This window comes from Aquimarina sp. 433, assembly GCF_054054605.1.
In genome coordinates, this window is sequence record NZ_JBSWZK010000001.1 from 742261 (window position 1) to 758876 (window position 16616).

At 33.1% G+C, this 16616-nt stretch carries 14 protein-coding genes; 11 read left to right on the forward strand and 3 right to left on the reverse strand.

Features of this window, described 5'->3' with window-relative positions:
• Positions 1-70: 70 nt before the first annotated feature.
• On the reverse strand, positions 71-640 hold the full coding sequence (locus ACWNT5_RS03180) for an RNA polymerase sigma factor (RefSeq protein ID WP_456516581.1): 570 nt from the start codon (positions 638-640) through the stop codon (positions 71-73).
• Between the two features lie 373 nt (positions 641-1013).
• Between ACWNT5_RS03180 and ACWNT5_RS03185 the strand changes: the two genes are divergently transcribed.
• From ACWNT5_RS03185 to ACWNT5_RS03235, 11 genes are all read left to right on the forward strand, one after another.
• The gene (locus ACWNT5_RS03185) at positions 1014-2042 is read left to right on the forward strand and encodes a ligase-associated DNA damage response exonuclease (RefSeq protein WP_456516582.1); all 1029 of its coding nucleotides are present in this window, start codon (positions 1014-1016) and stop codon (positions 2040-2042) included.
• Positions 2039-3649, forward strand: coding sequence for an ATP-dependent DNA ligase (locus tag ACWNT5_RS03190; protein WP_456516583.1), 1611 nt, complete (start codon positions 2039-2041; stop codon positions 3647-3649). The genes ACWNT5_RS03185 and ACWNT5_RS03190 overlap by 4 nt, the downstream gene beginning before the upstream one ends.
• A gap of 78 nt (positions 3650-3727) precedes the next feature.
• Complete coding sequence (locus ACWNT5_RS03195; RefSeq protein WP_299604313.1) at positions 3728-4093, forward strand: endonuclease domain-containing protein; 366 nt, start codon at positions 3728-3730, stop codon at positions 4091-4093.
• Positions 4094-4222: 129 nt separating this feature from the next.
• On the forward strand, positions 4223-6685 hold the full coding sequence (locus tag ACWNT5_RS03200; RefSeq protein ID WP_456516584.1) for a ligase-associated DNA damage response DEXH box helicase: 2463 nt from the start codon (positions 4223-4225) through the stop codon (positions 6683-6685).
• A 23-nt stretch (positions 6686-6708) separates the two neighbouring features.
• A complete protein-coding gene (gene pdeM / locus ACWNT5_RS03205) occupies positions 6709-7347 on the forward strand; it encodes a ligase-associated DNA damage response endonuclease PdeM (protein WP_456516585.1) in 639 nt (212 codons plus the stop codon).
• Positions 7348-7355: 8 nt separating this feature from the next.
• Complete coding sequence (locus ACWNT5_RS03210; RefSeq protein WP_456516586.1) at positions 7356-8501, forward strand: aminotransferase class V-fold PLP-dependent enzyme; 1146 nt, start codon at positions 7356-7358, stop codon at positions 8499-8501.
• A gap of 62 nt (positions 8502-8563) precedes the next feature.
• On the forward strand, positions 8564-11929 hold the full coding sequence (gene mfd / locus ACWNT5_RS03215) for a transcription-repair coupling factor (protein WP_456516587.1): 3366 nt from the start codon (positions 8564-8566) through the stop codon (positions 11927-11929).
• A gap of 159 nt (positions 11930-12088) precedes the next feature.
• Positions 12089-12406, forward strand: coding sequence for a hypothetical protein (locus tag ACWNT5_RS03220; RefSeq protein ID WP_299604323.1), 318 nt, complete (start codon positions 12089-12091; stop codon positions 12404-12406).
• A gap of 262 nt (positions 12407-12668) precedes the next feature.
• Positions 12669-13580: a helix-turn-helix domain-containing protein gene (locus tag ACWNT5_RS03225; RefSeq protein WP_456516588.1), complete on the forward strand. Its 912-nt coding sequence runs from the start codon at positions 12669-12671 to the stop codon at positions 13578-13580.
• Between the two features lie 89 nt (positions 13581-13669).
• Positions 13670-14860 (forward strand): serine hydrolase domain-containing protein, encoded by a 1191-nt coding sequence (locus ACWNT5_RS03230; protein ID WP_456516589.1) that lies wholly within the window; start codon positions 13670-13672, stop codon positions 14858-14860.
• A 4-nt stretch (positions 14861-14864) separates the two neighbouring features.
• Entirely contained in the window at positions 14865-16016 is a 1152-nt protein-coding gene (locus ACWNT5_RS03235) for a hypothetical protein (protein ID WP_456516590.1), read from the forward strand.
• A 60-nt stretch (positions 16017-16076) separates the two neighbouring features.
• Here ACWNT5_RS03235 and ACWNT5_RS03240 read toward each other — a convergent pair whose 3' ends face one another.
• Together ACWNT5_RS03240 and ACWNT5_RS03245 are read right to left on the reverse strand one after the other, a co-directional pair.
• The gene (locus tag ACWNT5_RS03240; RefSeq protein WP_456516591.1) at positions 16077-16250 is read right to left on the reverse strand and encodes a hypothetical protein; all 174 of its coding nucleotides are present in this window, start codon (positions 16248-16250) and stop codon (positions 16077-16079) included.
• A gap of 152 nt (positions 16251-16402) precedes the next feature.
• Positions 16403-16612 (reverse strand): hypothetical protein, encoded by a 210-nt coding sequence (locus ACWNT5_RS03245; protein ID WP_456516592.1) that lies wholly within the window; start codon positions 16610-16612, stop codon positions 16403-16405.
• Positions 16613-16616 lie beyond the last annotated feature (4 nt).

Genomic DNA, 16616 nt, shown 5'->3' on the forward strand with positions numbered 1-16616 from the left:
TAAAGTATTTAAAAATGTTTTCTCCCTGAACAGTTAAAGACACTCAAGGCATATGTCTACTATAGTATTTTTATATTTTCACTAATTCTTTAAAGACAGGATCTTTTAAGATACTTTGTATCATACTCTTTTTAGTCTCACTTTTCTTTTTACGTAAGTAATTTTCTGTACATCCAGTAATTTGAGCCATCTCTTGGTAATCTTTCCCTTCAAAAATGAGCTGCCACAACCTCTTTGTTGTATCCTGTAGATTAGAAAAGTACGCATGAAACAGTTGTTTACGATCTTTCTGAAAAAGCTTCTCTATGACAGTAGATTCTTCATGATTCCAGACATCCTTCAAAACATCCTTGAACAATACCTTTTTGTTTCTATTTGCTTTCTTTAACCACATATTTTTACAAACACCATAAAAATAATTTTGGATTGGAGTCCTGATCATGAACTCTGGGTTTCTCAACTTTAGATATAATAATAGCAACGCGTCTTGGAAAATGTCCTCGGTGTCTTCCAAACAACCACTATTTAGAAGAATATAATTTTTGACTAAGGGAAAGTTCTTTTTATAAAACCATGTTAAGATGATTTCATCCCCATTTTTGATTCCTTCTCTTATTTTCTGTTCAGTAATCCCTTTCATATTTTCTGTTTTCTAGTAGTTATTTTTTCCTAAACTTTCGATCGATAATCTTGGGTCAAATATAAGGTCAGAAAATATCCAATTACAAGAACCTCAACCTCCAATTCGTGGAATCATACCTCACAAAAAAAATTACAAAAATTTAAAAATCAATTAGTTACATTGATTTCAAAGTAAAACCCAGATTCTTATATTTTGACCATAGAAATCAATAAAAAAAAACCTAAAATGGGAAAAAATTCAGGTGTCATCGCTAAAAGTTGGATCTTGGAAAAGAGCATCAACAACTCCTAATATTTCGCTAAACACTTTTTTGTAAAACCAGTATTCCGTAATTTCCAAAAAAACAATAGGAATATAGTTCTAACTCCTTATGCCATCTAGACCACTTTTAGAATTTACAGAAAAGGGAATCTATTGTGCTGTTGCAAAAGTATACTTGGATCCTTGGAAACCTGTAGATAAAGCAATCATTACTCATGGTCATGCAGATCACAGCAGATGGGGACACAAACAATATATAACACACCATACGAATATCCCTATTATCAAACATCGCTTAGGAGATATAAATGTTACTGGAAAAGCATATGGAGAGACGTTCTCTATCAATAATGTTACCTTTAGCTTTCATCCTGCTGGTCATATCATTGGCAGTTCGCAAATCAGAGTAGAACATAAAGGAGAAATCTGGGTCTTTACAGGAGATTATAAAGTAGAAAATGATGGAATCTCGGTTCCCTTCGAACCTATTAAATGCCATACTTTTATCACAGAATGTACGTTTGGATTACCTGCGTTTAAATGGGCTTCTCAAAAAGATGTTTTTAACGATATTAATAATTGGTGGGCAGAAAATAAATCTGAAGGTAAAACATCCATTCTTTTTGGGTATTCTCTGGGAAAAGCACAACGACTCTTAAAATATTTAAATCCAGAAATTGGTAAAATTTATACTCATGGAGCCATAGAAAATATGACAAATGTTATTCGACCTATGGTTTCCTTCCCAGAGACAACTTTGGTAACAAGAGATACCAAAAAAGAAGATTTTATTGGTAATATCGTTATCGCTCCACCAAGTGCACATGGTAGTACCTGGATCAGAAAAATGGTTCCTTATGTTACTGCATCTGCAAGCGGATGGATGACTTTTAGAGGAGCACGACGACGTAGAGCAATAGACAAAGGTTTTGTACTTTCTGATCACTGCGATTGGGATGGATTACTAACAGCTATCAAAGAAACAGGAGCAACCAAAATTATTACCACACACGGATACACTGAGATATTTTCAAAGTATCTAAGAGAATTAGGGTATGATGCCCGTACGGAGAAAACACAGTACGAAGGTGAACTTGCCGAAATAGATACCAAAAAAGAAAGTGAGGTTCTCGAGTGAAACAATTTGCCAACCTCATTAAAACTTTAGACAGTACCAATAAAACAAACGTAAAAGTAAATGCGCTAGCCACCTATTTTGAGCAAGCACCAAAAAAAGACAAAGTATGGACGATTGCTATTCTCTCGCATCGGAGACCTCCTAGGCCTGTAAATACTACCTTATTAAGAACATGGGCTTCAGAATTAGCTAATATTCCACTTTGGTTGTTCGAAGAATCTTATCATATTGTAGGGGACCTTGCCGAAACCATTGCTTTGGTAATTCCATCTTCCACAAAAAGCACAACAAAAACGCTGACCCAATTTCTTGAAGAAATGATTACTCTTAAAAAGAAAACCGAGCAAGAAAAAAAGACATACCTTCATGAAAACTGGAAGGTTTTAAATTACTATGAACGTTTTGTATTTACCAAACTAATTACTGGTGGTTTTCGAATTGGAGTTAGTCAAAAATTAATGACACGAGCTTTATCAAAAGCCACACAAATTGATGAAGATATTTTAGCGTATAAGCTTATGGGAAATTGGGATCCAAATACTATTTCCTATCAGGATTTAGTACTAGAAGAAAAGGAATCTGACTTTCTTTCTAAACCTTATCCCTTCTATTTAGCGTATGCTGTAGGAAATGAAGTTTCTGATTTAGGAGATGTCTCAGAATGGTATGCGGAACATAAATGGGATGGAATTAGAGCACAAATTATTATTCGAAATAGAGAAATCTTTGTTTGGAGTCGTGGCGAAGAATTGGTTACTGACAAATACCCTGAATTTCAAAAGTTCTTAGATTTTATTCCTGATGGAACCGTTCTGGATGGTGAAATTTTACCATTTCCTAACGGAGAAATTGGAACTTTTAATGATCTACAAACCAGAATCGGTAGAAAAACCATTTCTAAAAATTTACTGCAAAAAACGCCTGTTATATTAAAAGCGTATGATCTATTAGAATGGAAAGGAAAAGATATTCGAAACCTTCCTTTTTCTAAAAGAAGAGAATTATTAGAATCTTTATACGATGATATTTTAAGTACACAAACATCAGAAGAGCATAAAATTCCTTTACATCTATCAGAAAAAATGACCTTTACTTCTTGGTCAGCACTAGCAAAAGAACGTGATAGATCTAGATTAGTAAGATCAGAAGGATTAATGCTAAAAAGAAAAGATTCTCCTTATTTGGTGGGACGTAAAAAAGGCGATTGGTGGAAATGGAAAGTAGATCCTTTAACTATAGATGCCGTACTTACCTATGCCATGAGAGGTCATGGGCGGCGATCTAATTTATTTACGGATTACACATTCGGATTATGGAATAATGACAAAACGGAACTCGTAACATTTGCAAAAGCATACTCTGGATTAACCGATGCAGAATTTCGAGAAGTTGATAAATTTATAAAAGCAAATACACTAGAGCGCTTTGGACCTGTAAGAAGTGTAACTCCAGAATTAGTTTTCGAAATAGCTTTCGAAGGAATTGCTCTGTCTAAAAGACATAAAAGTGGTGTTGCTACCCGTTTTCCTCGTATTTTACGATGGCGACAAGATAAAAAAATTGAAGAAGCCAATTCTTTAGAAGATTTGAAATTGCTCATAAAATGATATATTAAGACTCCATTTTCCCTTTAAGATTAAGGTGATTCAGCAACGATGAATCGGATCGAGAATATAGGTTTAATTATGATGAAAAAAATACACAACAAACCAGAGCTTAGAAATAATAGAAAACAACTTCGTAAAAACTTAACTTCAGCGGAGGCATTTCTATGGAAACATCTTCAAAAAAGAAAATTTGAAGGAAAAAAATTTCGGAGACAACATAGTATAAATAATTATATAGTGGATTTCTATTGTGCTGAGGAGAAATTAATTGTTGAATTAGATGGCGAAGTCCATAACAATCCCGCAGCAGAAGATAAAGATACAAAAAGGGACAAAGATCTGAGTGAATTGGGTTTTTCAGTAATCCGTTTTGAAAACAAAATGGTGTTTGATTATCTACCGTCTGTTTTACAAGAAATAAAAGATAATTTTAAAAAAGAATAAAAAGTTCCTTTTCCCTTTGAAGGGAAAGGTGATTCAGCAATGCTGAATCGGATAGGGTAGCGTTCACCCCTTCCGCCCTGTCAAGACAGGACACCTTCCCCTATCAGGGTAAGGAATAACAAATACAAAATGACACAAAAGGAACTCTTTCATATAGCAGAATCCTGGTTTCAACAACAGCAATGGAAATCTTTTCCTTTTCAGAAACAAAGTTGGAAAGCATTTTTACAGGGTAAAAATGGATTGTTAAACGCTCCGACAGGTAGTGGAAAAACTTATGCGTTATGGGTACCGATTGTTCTCAATTACATCAAACAAAACCCTGATTACAAAAGCAAACATAAAAAAGGTTTAAAAGCCATATGGATTACTCCCTTAAGAGCTTTATCACAAGAAATTAAGCAAGCCACAGAACGATTTGCAGAAGACTTAGGTACACAACTTACCGTAGGAATTCGTACGGGAGATACTTCACAAAAAGAAAGAGCTGCCCAAAAAAGATCCATGCCGGATTTACTAATTACTACTCCAGAAAGTCTTCAACTGTTGCTTGCTTCCAAAGGATATGATAAAACTTTTAAAAATTGCAGTGCTATTGTTATCGATGAATGGCACGAATTGTTAGGAACCAAGCGCGGTGTACAAATTGAATTAGCGTTATCTCGACTTAAAACTATTGCGAAAGATCTTCGCATTTGGGGAATTTCAGCAACTATTGGTAATCTGGAACAAGCGAGAGAAGTGTTGTTAGGTCATCAATCAGAAGCATTAGAGAATTCGATTCTCGTAAAGGCAAATATCAAAAAGAAGATTAAAGTTCAGAGTATTATTCCTAATGAAATGGAAACCTTTCCTTGGAGAGGTCATTTAGGGATTCATTTATTGGATGAGGTAGTGCCCATTATTAAAAAGAGTAAAACGACTTTATTGTTTACCAACACAAGAAGTCAATGTGAAATATGGTTCCAGAAAATTCTACAGAAATATCCCGAGTTTGCTGGAGAAATGGCCATGCATCATGGCAGTATTAATAAAGAAACACGTTTATGGGTAGAACAAGCCATTAGAAATGAATCACTAAAAGCTGTGGTTTGTACTTCTAGTCTAGATTTAGGCGTTGACTTTGCTCCGGTGGAAACCATTATTCAAATAGGCGGACCCAAAGGAGTAGCACGTTTTTTACAACGCGCTGGTCGTAGTGGTCATCAACCTGGTAAAACTAGTGTCATTTATTTTTTACCAACTCATGCTATAGAACTAGTAGAAGCTTCTGCCTTGCAACAAGCTGTTCAACAACATACTGTAGAAGATCGTATTCCTTATCTGAATAGTTTTGATGTATTGGTACAATATCTTACCACACTTGCTGTTTCTGATGGTTTCCATCCTGCAACCATTTTTCCAGAAATCAAAAGTACTTTCTGCTATCAGGCAATTTCTGAAGAGGATTGGAAATGGATTCTTAATTTCATTACCATCGGTAGTCAAAGCTTACAGCAGTATGACGAGTATAAAAAAGTAGAAATTCTGGAAAATGGATTATTTAAAGTTAATAATCGAGGAATCGCAATGCGTCATCGCCTACAGATCGGAACCATAGTAAGTGATGCTGTCTTAACGGTGAAATACCTTAAAGGCGGTTATATTGGTAGTATTGAAGAGTGGTTTATTTCTAAATTAAAACCAGGTGATGTATTTACCTTTGCCGGCAGAAATCTAGAACTTGTACGTATTAAAGAAATGAAAGTATTAGTTCGAAAATCTTCTAAAAGAACCTCTAAGGTTCCCAGTTGGATGGGTGGAAGATTGACATTAACTTCTCAAATGTCTGACTTGCTTCGTAACGAATTATACAAAGCTACTAATGAGGAAAAAAAATCTCCAGAATTAATCGCATTATCTCACATATTTAAAAAGCAAGAAGAAGAAAGTATCATTCCTGGTCCAGAAGAGTTTTTAATAGAAACTTTTAAAACTAAAGAGGGATATCATGCAATTTTTTATCCTTTCGAGGGAAGATTTGTACATGAAGCTTTAGGGAGTTTGTTAGCCTATCGCATTAGTCTTTTATCTCCGATTTCTTTTTCTATAGCCTTTAATGATTATGGTTTTGAGTTATTATCAGATCAGGAAATAGATATGCAGCAAGTGATCGATAATGATCTTTTTACCAAAGAATATATGCATAGCGATCTTCAGAAAAGCTTAAATGCTACAGAAATGGCTAGAAGAAAATTTAGAGACATTGCTGTGATCTCTGGGATGGTATTTACAGGATATCCAGAAAAAATGCTCAAAAACAAGCATCTGCAATCCAGTTCTCAGTTATTATTTAATGTTTTTAGAGACTTTGAATCAGACAACCTTCTATACCAACAGGCTTTTGTAGAAACCTTTGAGCATCAGTTGGAAGAAGGACGTTTACAAGAGGCATTAGAAAGAATTGAGCAGCAAAAAATCATTTGGAAATCCTGTAAAAAAGCAACTCCTCTTTCTTTTCCAATTATTACAGATCGACTTCGTGAAAAAATGTCTAGCGAAAAATTAGAAGATCGTATCAAAAAGATGGTAGCTTTGTTGTCTAAGAAATAAGTTTATTAGCATTCCTTTAGAAATTGCAAAAAATACAAATACAACATCAATCTTTTATTTTACACCCTTCTGGAGTTATATTTTGGGAAGAAAGAAATATGCTTTTGATTGCAGATCTTCATCTCGGTAAAGTATCTCATTTTAGAAAACATGGTAGCGCCGTTCCACAGGATGCAATCCAAAAAAACTTTGAGCAACTAGACCATGTTATAAATGTATTTAACCCCAAACATATCTGTTTTCTAGGAGATCTTTTTCATAGTTACTTGAATAAGGAATGGGATGTCTTCGAATCCTGGATTTCTCAAAGATCCTCCATAGAATTTGTTCTTATTGTCGGTAACCATGATATTATTTCTCCATTTAAATATGAGAAAATTGGTATAAAAGTAGCTTCAGAAATACTGATAGATAATTTCCTCTTAAGTCATCATCCAGAGGAAAGAGATGGTTATTATAATTTTTGTGGGCATATTCATCCAGGAGTGCTACTTGGTGGTCTAGGTAAGCAGCGTTTGCGTTTGCCTTGTTATTATCAAACAAAACATCAATTAATACTTCCTGCTTTTGGGGAGTTTACTGGCACTCATATCTTAGAACCTATAGAAAAAGTTAAAATATATGCTATTACCCAAAAGGAAGTTATTTTAGTGCATCAATAACACTTCATATGCAAAACCAACAACATCTTTTTGACCTTTCTGAAGAAATCACTTATCTCAACGGAGCGTATATGTCTCCACAATTAAAATCGGTAACAGATATTGGTATTTCTGCTGTACAAAGAAAAGCACAACCTTATGAAATTTTACCTGAAGATTTTTTTAGCCAAAGAGAAGTTTTAAAAAAACGTTTCGCATCGTTAATCAATGCACCAGACCATCATAATACTGCTATCATACCTTCTGTTTCTTATGGAATCGCGAATGCTGCGAATAATGTTCCACTACAAAAAGGAGATGAAATCATTTTGGTAGATGAACAGTTTCCTAGTAATGTTTATATCTGGCAAGAAGTAGCTAAAAAGAATAATGCACTTATAAAAATTGTATATCCTCCTAAAGAATTTAACAGCCGTGGCAAAAAATGGAATCAATCTATTTTAGATGCTATTTCGAAAAACACAGCTGTAATTGCTTTACCACATGTGCATTGGGCAGATGGTACTTTGTTTGATCTCCAAGCGATTAGAGAAAAAACAACCGCTGTAAATGCTATGATGGTCATTGATGGAACGCAAAGTATTGGTGCATTGCCATTTTCTGTAGAAGACATACAACCAGATGCCCTAATATGTGGGGGATACAAATGGTTATTAGGTCCTTATTCCATTGGAATGGCATATTACAGTGATGCTTTTAGCAATGGAACACCTATAGAGCACAATTGGATGAACAGACATAATAGTGAAGATTTTTCTGGATTAACAAATTATCAAGATCAGTATAAAGAAAAAGCAGCAAGATATTCCGTTGGAGAATCTAGCAATTTTATATTAACTCCAATGCTTACGAAAGCCATCGAACAGTTGATCCAATGGCAACCTAAAAATATTCAGGAGTATACTAAAAACATTTCTAAAGCAACTATTGATAAACTTAAAGCCCTAGATTGTTTTATAGAAGAAGATCACTATAGAGCACATCACTTATTTGGCATATATCTTCCGGAACATTTGAGTTTAGAAAAGATAAAAGCTAATCTAAAAAAAGAACAAATTTTTGTTTCCTACAGAGGAAATGCCATACGAGTATCTTGTAATGTGTATAATTCTGAAAAGGATTTTGAAAAATTGTTATCTCAGTTTCACTTATAAATCAGCTATATTTTTTGGATACAACTACGTAGCTATTATATTTGCTTTAAAATATTTGCTACGTGAGTAAAACAGCTATCTCGCAAACTTTTGCACAGTCTCCGCAATTGCAGAAACTGGGAACTGCTATTGCCCAGTCTGAAAGTAAAACACATATTCAAGGTCTTGTTGGATCATCATTATCTTTTACCATAGAAGATGCTTTTCATAAAAGTGAAAAACCTTTCTTATGCATTTTTAATGATAAAGAAGAAGCTGCCTACTACCTTAATGATTTAGAACAATTATTAGGTGATAAAAATGTGCTTTTTTATCCCGGAAGTTATCGACGTCCTTATCAGATCGAAGAAACTGATAATGCAAATGTATTGCTTAGAGCCGAAGTATTAAATAGAATTAACTCTAGAAAAAAACCAGCCTTAATTGTTACGTACCCAGATGCTTTATTCGAAAAAGTAGTAACCAGAAAAGAACTGGAAAAGAACACGCTGAAAATTTCGATTGGTGATACATTGTCATTGGATTTTGTAAATGAAGTGCTATTCGAATATCAATTCCAGCGAGTCGATTTTGTAACTGAACCCGGAGAGTTTTCGGTTCGTGGTGGAATTGTAGATGTTTTTTCATTTAGTAATGATGAACCTTATCGTTTAGAATTTTTTGGTGATGAAGTAGATAGTATTAGAACTTTTGATGTAGAAACACAATTGTCTACCGATCAAATCAAGAAAATCACAATCATTCCCAATGTAGAGAATAAAGCCATACAAGAAACTCGTGAAAGTTTCTTAAAATATATAGCTTCTAAAACAGTAATCTTTGTCAAAGATATTGATCTACTATCTTCAAGAATTGACAAAAATTATGAAAAAGCCAAAGAGACCTTTAAAACATTATCTGAAGATATCAAACATGCAACTCCGGATGAATTATTTACCTCATCAGAAGTTATTAAAAAACAACTTTTAGATTTTACATTAGTAGAAATTGGCAATCGACCTTTTACCAAAGCTGATTATGCTATAAAATATAACAAAAAACCTCAGCCTTCATTTAATAAGCAATTCAATTTATTAATTGAAAACCTTAATGAAAATCATTCAGCGGGTTATAAAAACTATATCTTTTGTGTTAGCGAACAACAGGCAAAACGTTTCCATGACATTTTTGATGATGCTGATTTAGACGTTAAACAATATGAAACTGTAGTATTTTCTGCATATCAAGGTTTTATAGACCATGATCAAAAAATTATTTGTTATACAGATCATCAAATTTTTGAGCGTTATCACAAATTCAATCTTAAAAGTGGGTACGCCAAAAAGCAAGCGATTACCCTAAAAGAACTTACCAATCTCGAAGTTGGAGATTATGTAACCCATATTGATCATGGAATTGGAAAATTTGGTGGTTTACAAAAAATAGACGTTGAAGGCAAAAAACAAGAAGCCATCAAACTCATTTATGGAGAGCGTGATGTGCTATATCTTAGTATTCATTCCCTTCATAAAATTTCGAAATTTAATGGTAAAGACGGCAAAGCTCCACAGATCTACAAATTAGGGTCTAAAGCCTGGAAAACGCTAAAACAAAAAACAAAAGCCAGAGTAAAACATATAGCATTTAATTTAATTCAGTTATATGCCAAAAGAAAACTACAAAAAGGATTTCAGTATGCACCTGATAGTTATTTGCAACATGAATTAGAAGCTTCCTTTATCTATGAGGATACTCCAGATCAAAGCACCGCAACAGAAGCAGTAAAAGCTGATATGGAAAGCGAAAGACCTATGGATCGTCTGATATGTGGCGATGTTGGTTTTGGTAAAACAGAAGTGGCGATAAGAGCTGCTTTTAAAGCAGTAGATAATGGAAAACAAGTTGCGGTACTTGTACCCACAACCATCCTTGCTTTTCAGCATGCAAAAACCTTTAGAGAACGACTTAAAGATTTTCCAGTTGTTGTCGATTATGTGAATCGTTTTAGAACTGCTAAACAAAAACGAGAAACCCTAGAAGATTTAGCCAACGGTAAAGTAGATATCATTATTGGAACGCATCAACTAGTAAATAAAAATGTAAAATTTAAAGATCTTGGATTGTTAGTTATCGATGAAGAACAAAAGTTTGGTGTATCGGTAAAAGATAAGTTAAAAACCATTAAAGAAAATGTAGATACTCTAACCTTAACGGCAACTCCTATTCCAAGAACATTACAATTTAGTTTAATGGCTGCGAGAGATCTTTCTACTATAACCACTCCTCCACCAAATCGTTATCCAATAGAGACCAATGTTATTCGGTTTAATGAGGAGAGTATACGAGATGCTGTTAGTTATGAAATACAACGAGGAGGACAAGTATATTTTATTCATAATAGAATAGAAAATATTAAAGAAGTAGCCGGAATGGTACAACGTTTAGTACCTGATGCTAAGGTGGCTGTTGGACACGGGCAAATGGATGGTAAAAAACTAGAAAGTCTTATGCTTTCTTTTATGAATGGAGAATTTGATGTATTGATTTCTACTACTATTGTTGAAAGCGGGTTGGATGTACCCAATGCCAATACGATTTTTATCAATAATGCCAATAATTTCGGGCTTTCTGATTTACACCAAATGCGTGGTCGTGTAGGGCGAAGTAACAAGAAAGCCTTTTGTTACTTTATTACACCTCCTTATTCTGCAATGACCGACGATGCCAGAAAGAGAATTACAGCATTAGAGCAATTCTCAGAATTAGGAAGTGGATTCAACATTGCTATGAAAGATTTAGAAATTAGAGGTGCTGGAGATCTATTGGGCGGAGAGCAAAGTGGTTTTATTAATGAAATTGGATTTGACACCTATCAAAAAATCTTAAACGAAGCGATCGAAGAGCTGAAAGAAAATGAGTTCGCAGAATTATATGAAGATACCTCTAAAGAAAAAGTCTATCTTAAAGATACCCAAATCGATACAGACTTCGAATTGTTGTTTCCTGATAGTTATATTAATAATATTACAGAACGTCTTAACTTATATAAAGAGCTTAATGAGATCAAAGATGAAAAAGGACTACAAGCTTATGAAAAACGACTTATAGATCGTTTTGGAGAATTACCAGATCAAGCCACTGATCTTTTGAATTCAGTGCGTATCAAATGGATTGCTACAAGCATCGGAATTGAGAAAGTAATTATGAAACAAAACAAATTGATTGGATATTTTATTAGTGATCAACAATCTAGTTTCTACCAAAGCCCTGCATTTAGTCAAGTACTTCAATTTGTACAAAAAAACCCAACTAAGTGTAAGATGAAAGAAAAAAATACGAGAAACGGATTAAGGTTGTTACTTACGTTTGACAATATTAATACCATTGATCGTGCGTTACACGTTTTGCAACCTCTAAAATTTAAACAAAAAACCGAACAAAATTCTTAGTAAAGTTCCATCTAACGCAAGGGATCCTAAAGAATATTCAGCTTAACGATACTTAATTGCAATTCGTCGATAGTAATGCCTAACTAATCGTTTAAAATTTTTGTAAGTTCCTTTTCTAGGTAATTTTACATCATAATACAATGTAAACCAACTTAGATTATGAAAAAGAAAGAAGAATTTAGTTTTTTAAAAGGAACTTGGAAGCAAATAAAAAAGATTAATGACAAAGTGTATCAGATAATCGATGGATTAGATACCCACAAATTATATGCTATCAATTATAAAAATCTAAAACAACGATTTGCAGAAGAATTGGAAAATTATAAAAACCATCCAGAATTGATAGATATCGAAGAATTTTCTGCGAATTATGTTTTTGGATATCATTCTTCAAATAACATAGACAGTATGTATAGTAAACAGGCAATGTTTATAGAGGTAAAAAGCTACCTAAATAATATGAGAAATTGTGCCTAATTATTTTCTATACTTTTAAAAACAATATTTCTTTTTTTGTATTAAGTTCACTTATCTTCCATTTTAATTTTGTGTAATTGCTACAAATATCTTCTTAAGACAAACAGGAATACTTCGAAATAATTCCTATATTTCAAAATTAAATAAACCTAGCAAAATCTTCGAACACCGCACTATAACTGAAATGTCAGGTTAATGTCGGGTCAAAGTCAAGCGTAAAAATTTGAGATACTATCTCATACACCTAATATTGCTGTATCAAATGAAAACAAGTTCTAGTCATTCTACTGCAGAGAATACTACTTCTACAGAATCTAATAACTTAAAAATCATGAAACAGCCAGCATTAGGAATAAAAATATCCGAATTACGAAAATCCAAAGGGTTAACTCAAGAAGAACTCGTAGAACAATGTAACATTAGTGTTCGAACCATTCAACGCATAGAAGCAGGAGAGGTAACACCAAGAAGTTACACTATTAAAACCATATTGTCCGCTTTAGATTATGATCTCGAAGACATCCAAACAAGAGATTCTCAGGTAACCAAAGAATTTAAAAAACTATTTCTGCTAGATATTGACGATAGTAAAGAAGCTTCTTTCTTAAATAGACAACTTACCATCTCATGGATTAGCGGAATCATCTATTTTATATTAGGCTTCGTTGAGTTTGCTTTTGATTATGCACGATACTTTGATAATTCAATGATTGTATCTAATGCAATCTATAGTATTCTTAAATTAACAGTGCTAGCTTCATTTATTTTGTTTATGCGGGGATTTATATTATCCGGCAAAATTTTCAAAAACTATCTGTTAAGAATTATAGCTTTTATCTTAACAATTATGACAATCATTTTCTATAGTTATGATATCATATCCCTATATCTTGGAGAATTTGATACCATGTACATAGTAGGTGCTCATAGCGTATCTATTGGTATTATCGGTGTTCTATTTGGAATTTCTGTTATTAGATTACAAAATGCTTTAGGAATGCTAGCCAAAACTACAGGAATCTTCGAAATCATTGCTTATGGATGTATGGCAACAGTATTATTAGGGATTCTAGGATATTTCTTGCTTACTCCAACTATTATCTTAGAAATTATTTTGTTGTACAGAATTTCTGAAATGATAAAAGCTAAACAAGAAGAAACTCATCTAGAATAATATTCTCACTTCTTAAGAATTCTTTTTTCTTCATTAAGAACTACTCTTAATGACTGGGAAACCTATCTCAATTTTAATCAGAAACTATCATGAAAAAAGCGATCATATCTATAACAATTATAACCTTATTACTATTAAGCTACTTCTTTTTTGAGCCTATTTTTACATATACATCAGGTTGGAATAATTCTCCAGACAAAAGTGAATTAAACCCAATACACGCACATAAAAATATTACGCAACAAAAAGCTGATAGTATTTTAAAAATTATCTATAAGAGATTAAATGCACCAGCTGTATCGATTGCAGTTGGTCAGAATAACAAGGTAATTTGGTCTAACGCAATGGGATACCAAGATATTAAAAACAAAACATTGGTAGATCTAAATACTAAATTCAGAATAGGAAGTACATCTAAAGCTGTAACTTCATTAGGAATTGGAGTGCTTCTTCATGAAAATAAACTTCGTTTGGATCAACAAGTAAAACAACTAGTTCCTTATATAAAAAATCATCTTGGAGAACTGACACTAAAACAGCTTGCGTCTCATACATCAGGAATACGAAACTATGGAGTTTGCTTTTGCTTTCCCGTTTGGGAATATTATAACAACGACTCTTTTTCTAGTGTGGAACAAAGTGTTGAATTATTTAGTGATGATCCATTATTATTTGATCCTGGCGAACAGTTTAGCTACAGCAGTTATAATTATACATTAGTAAGTGCAATGCTAGAAGGAGCTACTGGAAAAGCATTCCCAAAATTTATGAAAGGATCTGTATTTGATCCTTTAAAAGCAAAATATATTGAAGAAGAGACTTCTGAAACCATAAAAAATGCAGTAAAATTTTACGAGGTACAAGACCAACACTATAAAGAAGTGTATCCGGTAAACAACAGCAATAAATGGGCTGGTGGAGGATACTTAGCATCTCCTACAGCCTTGGTTAAGTTAGGGAACGCTTTTATAAATCATCGTCTTTTTGACCTAAAAACCAGAGAATTGCTTACTACACCAGTACTACTAAACAATTCAGAAATCAATGAACAAAATTATGCTATTGGATGGAGAAATGACACCAAAGACATATTCGAAAATGGTACACAAATTAATATATGGCATCATGGCGGCATTGCTAATGGATCTATTTCATTACTAATGCTATTTCCAGAGTACAATTTATCTATATCCATGCTAGCTAATAAAAATGGAACATCTGCGGATCTATTTGAAAACGTATATGCAATTGCCAAAATATTTATTAACCCAAAATCTTAGTGACATGAAAAAACGAAAAACATTTATCTTAAAGGTTATAGTATTTCTTACTATCTTTTTTTGCGTTCCTATTTCAGCTATACCATGTACAATAGTAAGCGCAATAGCAAAAAATGGACATGTATGGAATGCAAATAATGAGGATGGTCCTTTTGGAATTGCTAATTTTATAAATGTATATCCAAAATCTAAGGATGAAAAATATGGATATTATACATTATCTTATCTATCCCCAAAATACGGTCAAGGAGGACAAATGCAAGGAGGTATGAATGAAGCTGGTCTAACTTTCGACTTTAATGCTATACCAAATGTCGAAAACTTCGATCCTACTTCTAAAAAAGTATTTCCAAAGGGTGACAATGCTATATTACCTTTCATTCTAGGAAATTTTAGCACTGTAACACAAGTAATTGAATTCTTTAACACCTATTGGTTTCAAAACGGATTTACAAGTGCTCAAATGCATGTAGCAGATAAGCAAGGACATTTTGCAATCATAAGTGCTTCTGGTATCAAATTAGTTACGAATGGCAATCATTTAGTATCAACAAATTTTGATGTTTGTAGCAAAGAAAAAGGTACTTCTTGTTGGAGATATCCTATTGCTACTTCAAAGTTATCCGAACTTGGAGCTAGTTTATCGACTATGACCTTAATATGCAAAGAAACCGCTCAAAAAAATGGAGCCACCATGTATTCGAATATTCAAAATCTCACTACCAGAGAGATTTGGTTTTTTTCTAAACACGATCCAGGTACAATAATTAAAACAAACATTTATGATCTTATATCAAGGGGTAATGTCTCCTACAGTTTCAGCAATCTAAAATCAATAATCAACGAAACCAAAGAACATAGTTGGTTTAAACCGAATAAAATAGTTTTAAAAGATTCGATTTTAAACACATATACAGGTACCTATCAAAATGGATTTATTGGCAAAGTTATAGTCGAAAAAGATGGTAAAGGAATCAGAATAATATTTTCAGACGGTGTAAAAATAGTAGTTAATCCTTCTTCTTACGATACCTTCTTTTTCACATTTGAAGATATTCTGGTGAGATTTAGCTTCGATAAAGAAAAAGAGAAAATGTCTATAAATTTCTTTGAGAATGGGCTTTGGTCTTTTACCGCTTGGAAAACATCTTTATAACTAAAAGTCCAGAATATTTACATATTCTGGACTTTAAAAATATTTGAATTAGCCTTGTTTTTATACTGGTCCTCCTACAGGTCTACATAAACATCCTGCACAGATTAGTGGATAACAGCATTCTTGATCTGAGTGACAAAAATCATTCAAATTACCGCTTCCTCCATTTACTGTTTGTTGTTGTTTTTTGTTTAATTGTTCTACTCCCTGTTGAGCTAAAATTGATTTTAACATAATAATTTGTTTTAAGATTATTTGAATTCTGGTATAAGGTACAAAATAAAAAAGAGGAAAATTCCCTTATTCAATTAATATTTTAAAAATACCTTTTTGTTCTCTTTCATATGACAAAAAATTTTCATGAAAGATCCTTTTGGATAAAAAAATCACACTCTTGTCCATACTCCATTTACACATTGCAGCTCCTCATCTTCAACCCCAAGCATACAAGGTAAAAATGGTACTGGTCCAAAACTCCCAAAACTACAAGCACTACCTTCTACACAAATCTGTGAGCCAAAACCTGCTTTTACGCTTCTTTTTTGTTCAATATTCATTTGTTTTACCCCATCTAATTTTAAAATTGATTTTAACATAATT